Below are 16,652 nucleotides of genomic sequence, written 5' to 3'. Positions count from 1 at the left end.
CTGGAGGAAGTCATCATGAAGATCGCAATCCTGGGTACGGGCACGGTGGGCGAGACGCTGGCGACGAAGTTGGTGCAGTTGGGCCACGAGGTGCGCATGGGCTCGCGCACGGCGAACAACGAGAAGGCGGGCGCGTGGGTGAAGAAGGCGGGCGCCCGGGCCTCGCAGGGGACGTTCGCCGAGGCCGCGGCGTTTGGAGAGATGGTGTTCTGCTGCACGATGGGGACGGCCACGCTGGACGCGCTCCACGCGGCGGGCGCCGCGCAGCTCAACGGCAAGGTGATCATCGACGTGTCCAACCCGCTGGACTTCTCGAAGGGCATGCCCCCGACCTTGACGGTGAGCAACACCGACTCGCTGGGCGAGCAGGTGCAGCGCGCGTTCCCGGGCGCGAAGGTGGTGAAGGCGCTCAACACGGTGAACAGCGATGTGATGGTGAACCCCGCGCTCATCCCCGGGGATCATGACCTCTTCGTGGCGGGCAACGACGCGGTGGCCAAGGCCCAGGTGAAGCAGCTCCTCACCGAGGGCTTCGGGTGGAAGCACATCGTCGACCTGGGAGACATCTCCGCGGCCCGCACGACCGAGGCCTACGTCACGCTGTGGGTCCGCCTGTACGGCACGCTGCGCACGCCCTTCGTCAACGTGCACGTGGTCCGCGCCTGAGCGCGACGCGCTGACATCACGGCATCACGACGGCATCCCACCGGGCAAAGCGCACGGCCCGGTGGGTGCCAGTGTTTCAGCAAGAACGCGAGGGAATGCAAAGACAAACGCAAACCCAAGCGTGTCCTATCCGCGCGACAACAGGGCCAGTCCAGGCGCCTCCACGGGCACCCGGCCTCGGAGCGCGTCCAGCAGCGACCATCCGTGATTCGCGAGCAGGACGACTCCCACATCCGCCTCGGGCACAAAGCCCAGGAACCCCACGAAGCCGCCCATCACCGACGAGCGCCAGAGCACCTCCCGGCCCTGCTGACGCGTCACCGTCCAGCCCAGGCTCCAGCGCGCGCGTCCCGCCTCCACTCGAGGCGCATGCGTCCGCTTCAGGGCTCGCGCGACCTCCGGCGCGCCTCTCCCCAGATGCGCGTCGAGGAAGCGCAGCACATCCCCCACCTGGGAGTGGACCGCCCCCGCGCCAGGGAGCGCCGGGAAGGTCCAGCCAGGAACGGCCTTGCCTCGCGCGGTGTGGCCCGACAGCGCTCGCGGCGCCTGCTCATCCGTGACGCGGGTGCTGGTGTCGCCCATGCCCAGCGGCTTGAACAACAAGTCTCGCAGGGCATGGCCGTAGTTCACGCCCGCGCGCCGCGACAACGCGTGCCCGAGGACGCCCATGCCCAGGAATGACTCGGAATGGGGACGCGGAGCGGGGTGCGCGGGCCGGTAGCTCCGCAGGAACTCACCGAAGAGCCCCGCCGAGTAGTGTCCGAACGGATCCTCCGGATTCCGCGGCGCCGCATCCAGATTGGGCGGCAGGTGCGGCAACCCGGACGTGTGGGTCGCCAGTTGCTCCAGCGTGATGCGGCCGGCCGTCTCGTCGGTCAGCAGCCCTCGGGGAATCAGCTCCGACAGCGGCGTGTCCAGGCGCAGTTCGCCCCGCTCCACCAGGACCGACAACAACGCGGTGGTGAACACCTCGGTCAGCGCCCCCAGCGAGAACAGCGCATCCGTCGCGGGAGGCGTGCCGCGCCCCCGAAGCCCCTCGACGTAATGCGTCCCACCCGACGTGAGCCCCACGCACAGGGACGCGTCGCGGTAGCCGCGCAGGTAGCGGCGAGTCTCGGAGCGCAACAGCTCGGCGGGCGTCGGCATGGGGCGAGGCTCATACCAGAAGCTGCGTCAGCGCACGCGCCCTGCCCCCCTGCCAAAGAGCTGGCGGTACTGCCGAGGACTCAAGCCCGTCACCAGCTTGAACTGCCGCGACAGCGCGCTCTGGTCGCAAAACCCCACCGCCAGCGCGATGGAGGCGATGGGCAACCCAGGCTCCAACAGCAGCCGCTCCGCCGCCGCGTCGATGCGCGTCTTCATGATGAACTGCCCCGCGGAGAGCTGGAAGATGCGCCGCATGCGCCGCTCGAACTGCGCCCCGGACATGCCCGCGCGCCGAGCCAGCCCGTCGATGCGCAGGCGGTCCCCATAGTGCGCCTGGATGTAATCGACGGTCGCCGCGAACCGCTCATCCACCAGTCCAATCCGCCCTGGCTCATGCACGTCCTTGGACAGGCACGCGAGCCCCAGGATTCGGCCATCCTCGGCGAACAGCGGGACCTTGCTCGTCAGACACCACCCGGGCTTGCGATTGTTGAACAGCGTCAGGTCCAGGTTGTCCACCAGCGGGCGACCTGTCCGGAAGACGCGCTCGTCCTGTCGCACGTACCGGTCCGCCATGTGTCGCGGGAACAACTCGTGCGCCGTGCGCCCCACCGCCGCCGCCTTGCTGCGAAGTCCGCAGCGCTCCGCGCACGCCTCGCTGATGCACACGTAGCGCCCCTGGATGTCCTTCACACTGAACACGATGTCCGGGACCCGATCGAACAACGCCTCCGCGAACAGCGAGTTCGCCACCCTCCCCATGAACTCCACCCGCCACTGCTCCAGCGCGTCACGGGCTTTGGTGGTTTCCATTCGTCCCCACGTAGCAAAGACACAAGAACGACATACTCAGTCACGAATACCTTGAACTCCACGTGAAACCCACGTCGGTGTCACGAGAGCCGCGAGACACCGAGCATCCCCCCTCGTGCCAGGAGTCCAAGCCATGCGCTGTCCCCCCGAGACCGGGCATCGTCACGCCCTGCTCCTCTCCTTGTGTCTTACTTTGGCGGCCACGTCGGCCGCCGCGCTTCCCGGAGGTCCCGCCCCCGGGCGAGCCGAGCGAGGCCACGGCGTGGAGCGTGCCGAAGCACGCCTTCGCTCCGGCGACCGAAGCCCCAACGTGGCCCCCGAGCAGCTTCGCCGCGAGCCCACGCCCAGCTCCGCTCGCCTGGGCCTGCTCGCCACGTGTGACACCGCCGCGTTCGCCTCCTCCAGCGGCAGCGCGCTCGTCACCCTGGTGAAGGGCTCCGCGGAAGATTGCGTCAACTCGCTGTTCAACCTCACTGGCACGCTCGCCGGGCAGGTGTTCATCGAGAGCAAGATGGTGACCATTGCCAACGCGCTCACCACGAGCGCGCAGCAATACCCGGGCAACAACACCAGCAAGGCGCTCCAGCTCATCCTGTTCCTGCGCGCCGGTTACTACGTGCAGTATTACAACTCCGACGCGGTGGGCGCCTACGGCACCGCGCTGCGCAATGCCATCCGCCCAGCGCTGAACGCCTTCGTCGCCAACAGCCACTTCACGGATGTCAACGACGACCACGGCGCTGTGCTCAGCGAGTTCGTCATCCTCATCGACAGCGCGGGAGAGAACGCCCAGCACCTGGCCACCTTCCGAGGCATCCTGGATCGCTTCAACAGCACGGCCCTGCCCTACTGGTACATGCGCAGCGCCACCAACGGCGTGTTCACCGGCCTGTTCCGAGGCCACTACCTGACTGACTTCGTCGCCGCGGTGCAGCGCGACCCGTCCATCCTGGATTCCCTGGACAGCTTTGGTGTGCGCACCGAGTCCCTCCTGGGGACGGACAACCAATACCTCACGGTCAACGCCGCCCGCGAGCTGTCGCGGTTCCTCCAGTATACCGGGACGCTGCAGGACAAGACGCGGCCCAAGGTGAAGGCGCTCATCACCAACCACGCCATGACGGGCCCCACCGCGGGCGTCTGGGTGGGCGCCGCGGAGATGGCGGACTACTACGACGGCGCCAATTGCTCGTACTACGGCATCTGCAACTTCCGGGTGGCCTTGGAGCAGGCGGTGCTCCGCACCTCGTACAGCTGCGGCGCCACGCTGCGCCTGCGCGCTCAGGACATGACGTCCACACAGCTCACGCAGAGCTGCACGGTGCTCGGCACGCAGGAGGCCTACTTCCACGACAAGCTGAAGACGAACAAGGTGCCCGTAGCCAATGACGGCAACACGTCCCTGGAGATGGTCATCTTCGACAGCAGCCTGGACTACGAGACGTATGCGGGCGCGCTGTTCGGCATCGATACCAACAACGGCGGCATGTACCTGGAAGGCGACCCGGCCGCCGCGGGCAACCAGGCGCGGTTCATCGCCTACGAGGCCGAGTGGGTGCGCCCCACGTTCAAGATCTGGAACCTGGAGCACGAGTACGTGCACTACCTCGACGGGCGCTTCGACATGATGGGCGACTTCGGCGCCAGCACCAGCCAGCCCACCATCTGGTGGGTCGAGGGCCTGGCCGAGTACATCTCCAAGAAGAACGACAACGCGGACGCGGTGCAGCTCGGCACGAGCAAGGCCTTCCAGCTCAGCCAGATTCTGCGCAACGACTACAACAGCGGCACGGAGCGCGTGTACTACTGGGGCTACCTGGGCGTGCGCTTCATGTTCGAGCGCCACGCGAGCGAGGTCACCACGATGCTCGGCCAGTTCCGCGCGGGCAACTACACCGCCTACCGCACGTTCCTGGACGGGCTGGGCACGTCGCACGACAGCGAGTTCCACCAGTGGATCGACTGCGTCTCCACCGCGGCGGATCCGAACACCTGCGCCACGCCGGGCCCTGGGCCGGGCTCGGGCACGCCGTGCACGGACTCCAACCCGATGGTGCTGGGCAACGGCTGCTACCGGGGCTCGCTGGCATCCAGTGACGTCCTGTACTTCTACCTCTGGGTGCCGGCCGGCGCGCGCAACCTCCACTTCCAGACGAGCGGCGGCACGGGCAACGCGGACATGTACATCCGCGCCGTCTCGTGGCCCACCACGACGACCTACGACTACCGCACCTACCTGGCTGGCAATGACGAGACGGTGGACATCCCCAGCCCCGCGGCCGGCAACTACTTCCACGTCATGCTCAAGGCGCGCGCGCCCTACGCGGGCGTGAAGCTGGAGGCGCGGTTCGATCCCGCGCCATGACGAAACGATGACCGAACCACGGAGCGCTCCAGGCCCTCGGGCCCGCGCTCCGTGGTCCCCTGTCCTCCTCCTCAGCATCCACGGAGGTCGAACATGGGAGCACCCGTCATCGCATCCGCATCCCCTCGTCAGGAGGCGGCATGAGCGCGGCACGCCCCGGCAGGGTCACCATCGTGAAGCCCGCGTCGAGCATGCAGTCCGAGATCAACACCCCGCGCGTAGACGTGATGGTCGTGCTGATCCCCCTCTTCATCGTGATGGCGCTCATGATGGTAACGCCCGCCGCGATGGGCGAGCTATGGCTCCAACTGCCGGGTCCCGATGACTCCGCCGCAGAGGTCGGCCCGTCACCGGGCATCGTGCGACTCATGGCGGACGGGACGTTGCAGTTCCAAGGCGAGACCCTTCGAGACGAGGAGTACGTGCCGCGGCTCCGCGCGTTCCTCTCGACCCGGCATCATTATTGGCAGCGCGCCATGCTCTTCGATCCGGATCCGCGGGCGCCCTATCAGAGGTTCATCTTCGCGCTCGATGGCGCACGGCTCGCGGGCGCCGAGGCCCTGGGCCTCTCGGTCGACACGCGGTAGTCCAGACTGGCCCTCGGCGGGCGACCTTCCGAGGGCTCGCGGCAGGCCCTGTCCACTTCACCTTCCAGGGCTGGAATCCGGGGGACCACCGCGCCGCCCGTGAGGTCGGCCGCGCTGCCTCCTGCCCCGGCCCATGCACATCGTCTCGGGACACTGGCTTCACCTTGAGGAAGGAGCCCTCCATGGCCCAGGCCATTCCCGAAACGATGAAGGCCGCCGCGCTCGACAAGTTTGGCGGCCCCGAGGTTCTTGGCATCAAGACCGTGAAGGTCCCGAGCTGCGGCGATGATGAGATTCTCCTCCGCGTCGACGCCGCGGGGATTGGCGCCTGGGACGCATGGGAGGTCGGCGGCGGCCTCGCTGACATGATCGAGGGCGGCCCTCGCTTCCCCTATGTCCCGGGCAGCGACGGCGCGGGCGAGGTCGTCGCGGTGGGCAAGAACGTAAAGGGCTTCAAGGTGGGGGATCGCGCCTACGGCTTCGCGTTCGGCAGCCCCAAGGGAGGGTTCTACGCGGAGTTCACCGCCGTGAAAGGCGAGAACGCGGCGCGAATCCCCCAGGGCTTGTCCGTCCAACAGGCGGCCACGCTGGCGGCGGATGGCATCACCGCCCTGCGCGGCCTGGAGGATCAACTCCAGCTCAAGGCCGGTCAGCGCCTGCTCATCTTCGGTGCCAGCGGCGGCCTGGGGCACATCGCGCTGCAGCTCGCGCGGCGCATGGGCGCCAAGGTGCTGGCCGTCGCGTCGGGCGCGGATGGCGTGGCGCTGGTGAAGCGCCTGGGCGCCGAGGCCGCGGTGGACGGCCGAGGCGGTGACGTGGAGAAGGCCTGCCGCGAGTTCGCTCCGGACGGCTTGGACGCGGCGCTCGTGCTGGCGAACCGAGGCGCCTGCGAGGCCGCGCTGAAGCTCGTCCGCAAAGGCGGCCGCATCGCCTACCCCAACGGCGTGGAACCGGCGCCCAAGGGCCCCGAGGGCGTCAAGACGCTCGCGTATGACGGCCTCCCAGGGGCCGGCGTGCTTCAGCGGCTCAATGCGCTCATCGAGGCCGGCCCGTTCCATCTGGAGGTCGGCCAGACCTACCCCATGGCGGAGGCCGCCCAGGCGCAGCAGGACGTGGCCCGGCACCACCTGGGCAAGCTCGCGCTGCGCATCCACTGAGCCCCACGGCGCGGAAGGCCGCACGGTCCCCGCCGTGCGGCCCACGCAGCGTATCTCGTCTAGTCAGCGAATCCATCGATGTTTAAATTTTACTCACTGACTGGACTTTCCGATTTCGCCTTCGGAATGATGACGGCTTACCGCCGAGCGCAGCGACTCGTCCGTCATCCGAGGGAGCGACATCCGTGCCGCGAACACACATCAAGAACCTGATCATCTTTGGCGACAGCATGTCGGACATCGGGACCAAGGCGCAGTCCGGCATGGGCGGGTTCGCGGAGTTCTTCGGGCTCATGCAGGTCAATGAGCTGGGCCGGTTCAGCGATGGCAGGAACTGGACGGACTTCCTCTGGGAGTGGGCGGGCGGAGTCAGCATGTTCCGCCCCGCGCAGGTGCGCTTCGTCATCCCCGACGAGCCGCCTCCGAAGCCGGCGCCACCACCGACCTCTCCGCTCATCGAGAGCCAGGCCGCCACCGTGGTCCATCGCTCGCTCACCGTGGACTCGGATCAGGATTCGGGGCGCGGGCTGACGAATCCCTCGGATCCCTTCTCGGGCTCCGGCCGCGCCTTCACGTACGTGAATTATGCCGAGGGTGGCGCGATGGGGGCCTCGGATCGCTCGAAGATTGGCTGCGGCACCTTCCGCGATCAGATCAACCGCTTCACCACCCAGGTCCGCGCGCATCCGCTCCACGGCGAGACCCTGTTCATCATCTGGTTCGGGCTGAACGACCTGGTGACGAACAACCGCGACCCGGACACCATGCACAAGGTCGTCGACGAGATGTTCCGGCACATGCGCACCCTCCGGGTGCTCGCAGGGGGGGCCGCGCACTTCGTGCTCGTCAACCTGCCGGACCCCTCGGACGCCGTGCGCTTCGCGGCGCTGGCGCGGACGGACCCCAAGAAGGTCCGCTACACGTCCGGCGCCACCGTTTTCAATGCCTACCTGGCGGCAGCCGTCGCCATGGGGCACGCGCCCGACGAGCCCTCGGAGACCCGGCTCACCATCCGCCTCGTGGACATGTTCAACATCCTCAAGGCCGTCACGAGCAGCCCGGCGCGCATGGCGGAGAACCACATCCAGCCTGGAGCCCAACCCAACCTGCCTCCGCTTCGCTACCCCACCGTCGGGCCCCTGCCGTTCTATCCCCCGCTGCCGCCACCGCCGGGGGGAATGTTCCGCATCCCTCCGCCCCCGTCGTCATCCAGCCCCGCCGTCCCGCCATCCCTCTCCTCCGCGCCACCGCCTCGCCCGTCGGGCGGCTTCCGCCCGCATCCGCCCTCCGGCCCACCGCCCTCCAGTTCGAGTTCGAGTTCCAGCTCGAGTTCCAGGATGACGCTGCCCCGCGTGCCGCCCATCTCCGGTCCGCCACCGCCCACTCCCATCGCGACGAGTGACCTGGCCCATCCGACCGAGGCCGTCTACCGGGTCATGGCGCGGTACATCGCGCGGAACATCGCCGCGCGCTTCGAGCTGGGTTCGCTGACGCGCCACTACGAGTGCCGCGGCGTGGCCGTCGAGCCGCGCTGAGCGCTCGCCCGACGAACCAAGTCCCGCCGTGGGCCGCGCGAGGGGGGAATCGCGCGACCCACGGCGATGACAGGTGCGCTCCCTCGCCTCAGGGCGTGAGCGTCAAGGTGTAGTTCGAGTAGCTGTCCGTATCGAGCTGGCGATATCCGAGGTTGCGCGAGTCCGTGCTGCAGGTGTTGTCGCACCAGTCGAAGGCGGTGTACGGCGTGCACGTGAAGTAGGGGCCCGCCCAGGCCATGCCGCCCCCTTCCGCGTAGTAGTACGAGTAGCGGTTCACGATGGGCGCGCCGTAGACGACCTTGCATTGTCCGGGCGTCAGGCTCCACCACCCCTGCTTCTCCCAGGTCGAGCCATCCTCGACCAGGCATCCCGGCGCGTACCAGGAGTAGGCGGTCCAGAGGGTGACGTTGGTCCCGTTGCAGAACTGCACCCAGGCACGCGCCTCCTGTGCACTCCCCAGGCCCAACAGCAATGCACCCACGAACATGAGCTTGCGATTCGTCATGACAGTCTCCGGAATCGTCGTGGGTGGGGGTTACGGCAGGGCTCTGCGCACGCGGCCGGGCACAGCGCTCTCGGGCTTCGTCGTGCCCGCTGTCTCGCGACCCACGGAGACCGAGCGCTGCGCTGAGTTCGAGGGATCCACCGCGTAGTGGACGGGGACCGCCTGGAGGGGCGCGCCACTCGGAGGCACGGCCAGCTCCGCGTCGGTGGGACGGGGCTGAGCGGGCGCGGCCTCGATCGCCTGCGGTGACCGGGTCGCTTGCGCGGACGGAGGGCCACCATCACAGCCCAGGGCCAGCACAGCCAGCCCCAGGATCCTGAATCCTCGCAGCGTCTTCATTGAAGTGTTCCCCTTCGAGCGCGCGGCGACCAGACCGTGGACTTCGCCCGGCCGTCCAGCGCGTGCACTCCATACCCCGAGGGCTTCGGATCGCTTCACACCCTCGGGCGCATGGGCTTCATCGAAGGAGCGACACTGTTCGCATGCCTCCGCTCCGAGCCCCGGAGGGCTCAGTAGTTCGCATCCACATCCACGCTGTGCTTCTTGAGCGGAACCAGGAACGAGCGCTCGAACGTCATGAAGACCGTGCCGTCGGGCTTCACGCCTCGGGTCTCGACCGTGACGATGCCCTGCGTCTTGCGAGAGCGGGACATGCGTTTGTCCAACACGCGGCTCTCCGCGTAGATGGTGTCACCGACGAACACCGGCGCCGTCAGGCGAATCTTGTCCCAGCCCAGGTTGGCCACGCCCTTGGCGCTGGTGCTGTTGAGGCTCATCCCGCCCACGATCGCCAGCGTCACCAGGCTGGACATGAGCGGCTGCTTCCACTCGGTCTTCCCCGCGTAGACGGCGTCGATGTGCAACGGATGGGTGTTGAGGCTCAGCAGCGACTGCCAGATGTTGTCCACGTCGGTGAGCGTGCGGCCTGGCCGGTGCTCGAAGACGTCTCCTACCTCGAAGTCCTCGAAGTACAGACCATGCGTCTCTCGGTAGCGCTGCTTGCCCACCTTCTTGTGAGCGGGGACCAGCTTCTTCATGACTCTCCAGCACGGGAGCCGATCCGCAGGGGGACGGGCGCCTCGTCGTCGTCGGGTTGAACACTCGCCAGCACGCGCCTCGCGGCGGCCACCAAGGGCGGGCCCACCATGTTGCCGCCCACCACGTGGATGCCGCCCTGCCCGTCATCCGCCTGCGCGAGCACTCGGCGCGCATGGTCCACCACGCGGGCGCTGGGCTTGAGGGACTCGTGGATGATGGCCACCTGTTGCGGATGGATGGCGATCTTCCCCGTGAAGCCCAGCGCGTGGGCCCGGAGCATCTCCGCCGCCAGTCCCTGCGGATCTCCCAGGTCGAAGAACGGCGAGTCGATGGCGCAGCGTCCGCCCAGCGCCGCGGCCATCGCGATGCGAGAGCGCGCGTAGAACATGGGCTCCCACGTGAGCGGCACCCCGAGCTGCGCGGAGAGGTCCGCGGCGCCAAAGATGATCCCTCGCAGGCGCTCGCAGGCGGTGACGATGGCGTCCACCGCCTCCACGCCTCGAGGCGTCTCGATGATGGCCATGAGGGCCACGTCCGGCATGCGCGCGGCCAGCAGCTCATCCAACTGCTGCACCTCCGCCGGAGCCTCCACCTTGGGCAGCATGATGACGCGAGGGCGGGCCCCGGACTCCAGCAGCGCGAGGACGTCTCGCAGTCCGTCCGCCGTGCGCAGGCTGTTGATGCGCACCGCCAGGGGGAGGCGTGCGCCCGTGCGACACAGGTGCTCGACGGCGAGCTGGCGAGCCTGGGCCTTGAGCGCGGGCGGCACTCCGTCCTCCAGGTCCAGCAGTCCCACGTCCGCGCCCACGTCCAGCGCCTTGTCGAAGCGCGAGGCGTCCAGGGCGGGCGTCACGAGGAAGGTCCGGCAGGGATTGGGTAGGAACATGGCGTCTGCTCCCAGGCGACTCAGGTGAACCGCCGCTTCATGTCCGCCACCGCGTCGCACAGCCGCTGGACGTCGTCGCGGCTCACGTTGGCGCGCATCATGAAGCGCAGGCCCGCGCGCCCGCGCGGAACGATGGGGAAGAACACCGCCGAGGAATAGAAGCCCCGCTCGAGCATGAAGCGCGAGCCGGCCACCGCGGCCTCCTCCGGCCCCACCTCGATGACCTTGATGGGGAAGTCCTCGCCCACGGTGCGCGTGGGGACGCGCTCGTCGAAGTGCCGGATGTTGGCGCGCAGGGACTCCTGTCGCTTCGCGATCTCGGGCGTGCCGTGCAGTCGCGCCGACGCGAGGCTCGCGCCCACCGCCGGGACATTCAGGCTCTGCGACCAGCCCAGCGGCCCAGCGAAGCGCCCCACCAGGTCCTCGTGCTGGTTCGAGCCGAGCAGCACCACGCCGCCCGAGGTGCCGAAGCCCTTCGCCAGCGAGGCGATGATGATGGTCCGGGGGTTGATCTCCGCGCCCAGCAGCGTGCGCACGAACCCCTCGCCGGACTCGCCGAAGACCGACAGCGAGTGGGAGTCATCGAAGTAGAGGAAGAGGCCGTAGCGGTCCTGCAGCGCGAGCAGGTCCTTCACGATGGCCGCTCCGCCCATCGAGTAGAAGCCGTCCGCGACGTACGCCACCCGGGCGTGCTTGCGACACACGTCCTCCAGGAAGTCGAGGTCGTTGTGCGGAGCGGTGAGCACCTCGGTCTCGTCCGCGCAGATGGGCTTGATGAGGTTCATGGAGAAGTGCGCGGCCTTGTCGAAGACGAGCACGGGCGACTTCTTCTCCGGCAGCAGATGCCCGGACGCGATGAGGGGCAGGAGCCCCGCGCTGGCCGCGCTCGCCGTGGTCGTCACGATGGCGGTGCCGCGCCAGCGCCGGGACAGCTCGGCCTCCAGCTCATCCAGGAGCGCCAGGCGGATCCGCAGCCGCGAGACGCCCATGTCCATCGTCTTCTCGCGCTCCAGCGCTTGGATGGCGCCCTGGAGGACCTCGGGGTGGGAGTCCAGCCCCAGGTACGAGCAGGAACACATGTTGATGAACTCCCGCCCGTCCGGCAGCGAGAGCGAGCCTCGCCCCGTGTTGCGCACGGACAGCCCCAGGAGCCCGGCCTCCTTCGCGGCATCGAAGGACGGGTTGCCATGGGCAATCATCGACTCGGTGTTGCGGTAGCGGTTCTTCTCGTCCATGAGTTCCCTCGCACGCGCTGCGGAACTTCGTCTGGAACCTCAACTCCGGTGGGGCCCGGCCGTGCCCGGTCTCATGCCCTCGTCGGGATGAGACAGCGCGCGGTCGAGCAAGGCGAACCAGGCATCCCGCAGTCGCTCCATGCTCGCGAGTGCGAAGAGGTCGGTGTTGAACTCCAACATGCCGCTGAACTGCCCCTCGCTCTCGCTCAGCACGAGGCTCAGCTCGTACGTGGCGGAGCCCCGGTCCTCGGCGACCGGAAGGAGCATGAGGTCGGGCAGGCGCACGGGCTCCATGGGCGCGTTCTGCAGCGCGAACATGGCCTGGAAGAGCGGCGTGCGATGCACAGGCCGCTCCACGCCGAGCGCGTCCACCACCAGGTCGAAGGGGATGTCCTGGTGGGCATACGCGCCCAGGGTCACCTCGCGCATCCGCGTGAGCAGCTCGCGGAAGCTGGGCCCGCCGCGCAGGTCCACGCGCAGCGCGATGCCATTGACGAACAGGCCGATCAACGGCTCCAGCTCGGGCAGCACGCGGTTGGCGATGGGCGAGCCGATGACGACCTCGTCCTGCTGCGACTGGTGGCACAGGACGGCCCCGTACACGGCCAGGAGCGCCATGAACGGCGTCACCCGCTCCTTGAGGCAGAGGGCGTGGAGCGCTTCGCTCCGCGCCGTCCCCAGCACCACGGGGATGGAGGTGCCCGCGAACGTCCGCGTGGAAGGACGCGGCTTGTCGAGCGGCAGGTTCAGCAAGGTCGGCGCCCCGGCGAGCGCGGTCCGCCAGTACCCCAGGCGCGCCTCCAGCGTCGGCCCGGAGAGCCAGTCCCGCTGCCACACCGCGAAGTCCGGATACTGGAACGCAAGCGGCGGCAACACGGGCGTCTCGCCGCGCGCGAAGGCCGCGTAGAGCATCGCGACCTCGCGCATGAGGACGCCCTCGGACCATCCGTCCGAGAGGATGTGGTGCTTGGTGAGGAGCAGCAGGTGCTCGTCGTCGCTCAGCTGCAGGAGCGCGCCCCGCACCAGCGGGCCTTGGACCAGGTCGAACGGCGTCCGCGCCTCGTGACCGATGCGGCGGAGGACCTCCGCGTGGGCATCCGCGTGGTCGCGCAGATCCACCCTGGGCAGGTCGAACCGCACGGTCGGCGCCACGCGTTGCACCGGCTGCCCCGCCTCTTCGTCGAACGTGGTCCGCAGCGAGTCGTGACGGTCGATGAGCGCCTGGATGGCCGCGTGCAACGCGTCCGCACGCATCAGACCTTGGAGCCGATAGGCCCCGGCCATGTTGTAGGCCGTGGAGGTCGGGCTCGTCTTGAACAGCCTCCACAGGCGGCGCTGAGAGAACGACAACGGCAGCGAGTGCTCACGCGACGCGCGCGTCAGCGGCGGTGGAGAGGACGCGGCCTCGCTCCCCGCGCTGTCGATCCGCCGCGCCAGCTCGGCGACGGTAGGGCCGGTGAAGAAGGCTCGCAGCGACAGCTCGGTCTTCAGCTCCGCCCGCACCCGCGCGAGCAGCTGGGTCGCCAACAGCGAGTGGCCCCCCAGCTCGAAGAAGTTGTCATGCGCACCGACGCGCGGCTTGCGGAGGACCTCGGCGATGAGTCGCGCCAGGGTCTCCTCCGTGGGCGTGCGTGGCGCCACGAACTCGCGTCCCGCGCCCCCTGCCCCGCTCGCGTCCGGATGCGGCAGGGCCCGGCGATCCAGCTTGCCGTTGCGCGTGACGGGCAGCGCGGGCAACACCACGAAGGCCGCGGGAATCATGTACTCGGGCAGGCCCCGGCGGAGGAAGTCGCGCAGGCCGCCGGGATCCACGGACGCCCCCGGCTGCACGACGACATAGGCCACCAGCGCCGTTCCCCCAGGCATGTCGCCTCGGGCGATCACCGCGACCTCGCGAACCGACGCGTGCCGCGCGAGCGTGGTCTCGACCTCCCCGGGCTCCACGCGGTAGCCCCGGAGCTTGACCTGCGCGTCCTTCCGCCCCAGGAACTGGAGGCTTCCGTCCGGCATCCACCGCGCCAGATCTCCAGAGCGATAGAGGCGCGCTCCAGGCGCCGCGCTGAACGGATGCGGGATGAACGCCGACGCCGTGAGGTCCGGTCGGCGGAAGTAGCCCCAAGCCAATCCCTCTCCGCCAATGAACAGCTCGCCGGGCACGCCCGCCGGCACGGGCCGCAGGTGCGCATCCAGCACGAACACCTGGGTGTTGGCCAAGGGACGACCAATGGACACCGACGGGCCCACCGCGTCGGGATGCGTGAGCACGGCGCACGCGGTGAAGGTCGTGCCCTCGGTGGGGCCGTAGCCGTTCACCATGCGCCCTGAGCGCGTGAGGTGCTCACGCACCTTGCCGGGCGCGAGCACGTCGCCCCCCGCGAGCACCTGACGCACGCGACCTAGCGGCTCGGGCTGATGGGTGACCATCTGCGCGAACAGCGCGGCGGTGAGCCACAGCGTGGTGACACCATGGCGGTCCAGCGCGCGGCCCAGCTCCTCCAGCGTGGGCGTGTGGCGATCGAACACGACGAGTCGCCCGCCGTGCAGCAAGCAGCCCCACAGCTCGAACGTCGAGGCATCGAAGGCGAGTGGCGCAAGCTGGAGGAAGACCTCGTCGGGCCCCAGCCGCGCGAAGTCCGTGCCGATGACCAGTCGCGCGATGGCCCGGTGCGGGACACAGACGCCCTTCGGTGTCCCCGTGGATCCGGACGTGAACATCACGTAGGCCAGGTCATCTCCCGAGACCTGCACCTCCGGCCGAGACTCAGGCAAGGACGCGGACAGCGGCGCATCCACCAGGAGGACGCGCGCGGCCAGCCGCTCTGCGCCGAGCCGCTCGCGCAGCGCCGCCTGCGTGAGCAGACACGACGCCTGGACGTCCTCCAGCAGCATCGCGAGGCGCTCAGGCGGCGTGGCGTGCTCCAACGGGACATAGGCCGCACCCGCCTTGAGGATGCCGAGCACGGCGACCACCATCTCCAGCGAGCGCTCCAGGCACAGCGCCACCCGGTCTCCGCGGCGCACGCCCTCCGCGCGCAGGTGGTGGGCGAGTCGGTTCGCGCGATGATCCAGCTCGCGGTACGTCAGGCGCTGGCCCTCGAACTCCACCGCGACGGCATCGGGCGCGCGCTCCACCTGCGCCTCGAACAGCGCCGCCACGCTGGCATCGCGCGGGAAATCGCGCGCCGTGGCGTTCCAGTCGCGCACGACGCGCTGCCGTTCGTCGTCGGTCATCCAGCGCAGCTCGGAGAGGCGCCGCTCCGGATGGGCCACCACGTCCTCCAACAGCACGCGGTAGTGCGCCAACATCCGACGGAGCGTGTCCGGCTCGAACAGGTCCGCGCGGTACTCCAGGTCTCCCATGAGGCCCTGGGGTGTCTCGGTGAGGCCCAGGTTGAGATCGAACTTCGCGGTGCCGGAGTAGACCTCCCACTGCTCCAGCTCGACGGAGGGCAGACGGAGCTTCATCGCCGGGGTGTTCAACAGGCTCAGCACCACCTGGAAGAACGGCGTGCGCCCGAGCTGCCGGGGTGGCTGGAGCACCTCCACGAGCTTCTCGAAGGGAATGTCCTGGTGCGCATACGCCCCGAGCGTCGACGCCTTCACCTCGCCCAACAGCTCGCGGAACGTGGGGTTTCCTCCCAGCCGCGCGCGGAACACCAACGTGTTCACGAAGAAGCCGAGCAACCCCTCGGTCTCGGGCGGATTGCGGCCCGCGATGGGGGCACCCACGCAGAAGTCCTCCTGGCCGGAGTAGCGGCCCAGCAGGACCTGCCAGCTCGCCAGGAGCCCCATGTAGAGCGTGGCGCCTTCTCGGCGGCAGAGCGCGTTGAGGGCGTCCGTCAGGGTCGGAGGGAACGCCACCGGAATCAGCGCTCCGGGACGGCGCGGATCCGCCGTGCGGGGGTGGTCCGTCGGAAGCTCCAACGCCGATGGGGCGCCTTCGAGTTGCCCGCGCCAGAAGTCGAGCTGCCGCTCCAGCGTCTCCCCTTGCAGCCAGCCGCGCTGCCACGCGGCGAAGTCGGAGTACTGGATGGGCAGCTCCGGCAGCGGCGACGGCTGTCCCGCGGAGAAGGCGGCATACAGCGCGGCCACCTCCTTCAGCAGGACCGAGATGGACCACCCATCGGAGATGATGTGGTGCATCGTCAGGAGCAAGAGGTGCTCGCGCTCCGCCAGCACCAGCAGGCGCACGCGCAGCAACGGCCCGCGCGACAACTCGAAGGGCCTCGCGGCTTCCTCGCGCGCCAGTCGCCGGGCCTCGGGCTCGCGCGCGGACTCGGGGAGCGCGCGGAGGTCCTGAACCTCGACCTTGAACGAGGCAGCGGGCGTGATGACTTGCACCGCCCTGCCCTCGCTCACGCGGAACACGGTGCGCAGGACGTGATGGCGTCGCACCAGCTCAGCGAAGGTGCGCTCCAGGGCCGAGACATCAAGAGCCCCGCGCATCTTCAGCGCGGCCGGGATGTTGTAGTCGGGGCTGCCGGGCTCGAGTTGATCGATGAACCAGAGGCGCTGCTGCGCGAACGACAGCTCCGCCTCCTGGACGCGCGCCAGGATGACGGGCGCTGTGGGCGGTGCGACTTCAGCCGCCGCTCCACCAAGACGCTCGGCCAACGTGGCCACGGTGGGCGCGTCGAACAAGTCCTTGAGCGGCACGTCCCGGCCGGTCTGCGTGCGAATGCGCGCGACGAGCTGGGTCGCGAGCAACGAGTGGCCTCC

At 69.0% G+C, this 16,652-nt stretch carries 13 protein-coding genes; 5 read left to right on the top strand and 8 right to left on the bottom strand.

Annotation, left to right across the window (positions count from 1 at the left end; genetic code table 11):
- Positions 1–15 precede the first annotated feature (15 nt).
- A complete protein-coding gene (locus tag JGU66_34855; GenBank protein ID MBJ6765963.1) occupies positions 16–666 on the top strand; it encodes an NAD(P)-binding domain-containing protein in 651 nt (216 codons plus the stop codon).
- A gap of 126 nt (positions 667–792) precedes the next feature.
- Here JGU66_34855 and JGU66_34850 read toward each other — a convergent pair whose 3' ends face one another.
- Positions 793–1,812 (bottom strand): beta-lactamase family protein, encoded by a 1,020-nt coding sequence (locus JGU66_34850; GenBank protein ID MBJ6765962.1) that lies wholly within the window; start codon positions 1,810–1,812, stop codon positions 793–795.
- A gap of 27 nt (positions 1,813–1,839) precedes the next feature.
- Positions 1,840–2,574, bottom strand: a complete 735-nt coding sequence (locus JGU66_34845; GenBank protein MBJ6765961.1) for an AraC family transcriptional regulator — start codon at positions 2,572–2,574, stop codon at positions 1,840–1,842.
- Between the two features lie 184 nt (positions 2,575–2,758).
- Between JGU66_34845 and JGU66_34840 the strand changes: the two genes are divergently transcribed.
- From JGU66_34840 to JGU66_34825, 4 genes are all read left to right on the top strand, one after another.
- Entirely contained in the window at positions 2,759–4,990 is a 2,232-nt protein-coding gene (locus JGU66_34840) for a M9 family metallopeptidase (GenBank protein ID MBJ6765960.1), read from the top strand.
- Positions 4,991–5,130: 140 nt separating this feature from the next.
- On the top strand, positions 5,131–5,577 hold the full coding sequence (locus JGU66_34835; GenBank protein ID MBJ6765959.1) for a biopolymer transporter ExbD: 447 nt from the start codon (positions 5,131–5,133) through the stop codon (positions 5,575–5,577).
- Between the two features lie 182 nt (positions 5,578–5,759).
- A complete protein-coding gene (locus JGU66_34830) occupies positions 5,760–6,734 on the top strand; it encodes an NADP-dependent oxidoreductase (protein ID MBJ6765958.1) in 975 nt (324 codons plus the stop codon).
- A gap of 185 nt (positions 6,735–6,919) precedes the next feature.
- Positions 6,920–8,269 (top strand): hypothetical protein, encoded by a 1,350-nt coding sequence (locus tag JGU66_34825; protein ID MBJ6765957.1) that lies wholly within the window; start codon positions 6,920–6,922, stop codon positions 8,267–8,269.
- An 88-nt stretch (positions 8,270–8,357) separates the two neighbouring features.
- Here the strand turns inward: JGU66_34825 and JGU66_34820 are convergent, their stop codons facing one another.
- The 6 genes from JGU66_34820 to JGU66_34795 all read right to left on the bottom strand — a co-directional run.
- Positions 8,358–8,774: a DUF1036 domain-containing protein gene (locus JGU66_34820; protein MBJ6765956.1), complete on the bottom strand. Its 417-nt coding sequence runs from the start codon at positions 8,772–8,774 to the stop codon at positions 8,358–8,360.
- 30 nt (positions 8,775–8,804) lie between these two features.
- Complete coding sequence (locus JGU66_34815) at positions 8,805–9,113, bottom strand: hypothetical protein (GenBank protein MBJ6765955.1); 309 nt, start codon at positions 9,111–9,113, stop codon at positions 8,805–8,807.
- A 170-nt stretch (positions 9,114–9,283) separates the two neighbouring features.
- Positions 9,284–9,811 (bottom strand): MaoC family dehydratase, encoded by a 528-nt coding sequence (locus tag JGU66_34810; protein ID MBJ6765954.1) that lies wholly within the window; start codon positions 9,809–9,811, stop codon positions 9,284–9,286.
- Positions 9,808–10,698, bottom strand: coding sequence for a CoA ester lyase (locus JGU66_34805; GenBank protein MBJ6765953.1), 891 nt, complete (start codon positions 10,696–10,698; stop codon positions 9,808–9,810). Before JGU66_34805 ends, JGU66_34810 begins: the two co-directional genes overlap by 4 nt.
- Before the next feature lie 20 nt (positions 10,699–10,718).
- Positions 10,719–11,933 carry an aminotransferase class I/II-fold pyridoxal phosphate-dependent enzyme gene (locus JGU66_34800; GenBank protein ID MBJ6765952.1) on the bottom strand — a complete coding sequence of 405 codons (1,215 nt, stop codon included), beginning with the start codon at positions 11,931–11,933 and terminating at the stop codon, positions 10,719–10,721.
- A gap of 39 nt (positions 11,934–11,972) precedes the next feature.
- A partial coding sequence (locus JGU66_34795) for an amino acid adenylation domain-containing protein (GenBank protein MBJ6765951.1) occupies positions 11,973–16,652 on the bottom strand: 4,680 nt, incomplete at its 5' end.

The sequence above is a fragment of the Myxococcaceae bacterium JPH2 genome, from assembly GCA_016458225.1.
GTDB lineage: Bacteria > Myxococcota > Myxococcia > Myxococcales > Myxococcaceae > Citreicoccus.
This window is presented reverse-complemented; position numbering and strand designations above follow the sequence as displayed.

Coding starts and splice junctions, on each gene's coding strand:
- JGU66_34840 (MBJ6765960.1), top strand. CDS start 2,759: ATGCGCTGTCCCCCCGAGACCGGGCATCGTCACGCCCTGCTCCTCTCC.
- JGU66_34855 (MBJ6765963.1), top strand. CDS start 16: ATGAAGATCGCAATCCTGGGTACGGGCACGGTGGGCGAGACGCTGGCG.
- JGU66_34845 (MBJ6765961.1), bottom strand. CDS start 2,574: ATGGGGAGGGTGGCGAACTCGCTGTTCGCGGAGGCGTTGTTCGATCGG.
- JGU66_34850 (MBJ6765962.1), bottom strand. CDS start 1,812: ATGCCGACGCCCGCCGAGCTGTTGCGCTCCGAGACTCGCCGCTACCTG.
- JGU66_34835 (MBJ6765959.1), top strand. CDS start 5,131: ATGAGCGCGGCACGCCCCGGCAGGGTCACCATCGTGAAGCCCGCGTCG.
- JGU66_34815 (MBJ6765955.1), bottom strand. CDS start 9,113: ATGAAGACGCTGCGAGGATTCAGGATCCTGGGGCTGGCTGTGCTGGCC.
- JGU66_34805 (MBJ6765953.1), bottom strand. CDS start 10,698: ATGTTCCTACCCAATCCCTGCCGGACCTTCCTCGTGACGCCCGCCCTG.
- JGU66_34810 (MBJ6765954.1), bottom strand. CDS start 9,811: ATGAAGAAGCTGGTCCCCGCTCACAAGAAGGTGGGCAAGCAGCGCTAC.
- JGU66_34830 (MBJ6765958.1), top strand. CDS start 5,760: ATGGCCCAGGCCATTCCCGAAACGATGAAGGCCGCCGCGCTCGACAAG.
- JGU66_34820 (MBJ6765956.1), bottom strand. CDS start 8,774: ATGACGAATCGCAAGCTCATGTTCGTGGGTGCATTGCTGTTGGGCCTG.
- JGU66_34800 (MBJ6765952.1), bottom strand. CDS start 11,933: ATGGACGAGAAGAACCGCTACCGCAACACCGAGTCGATGATTGCCCAT.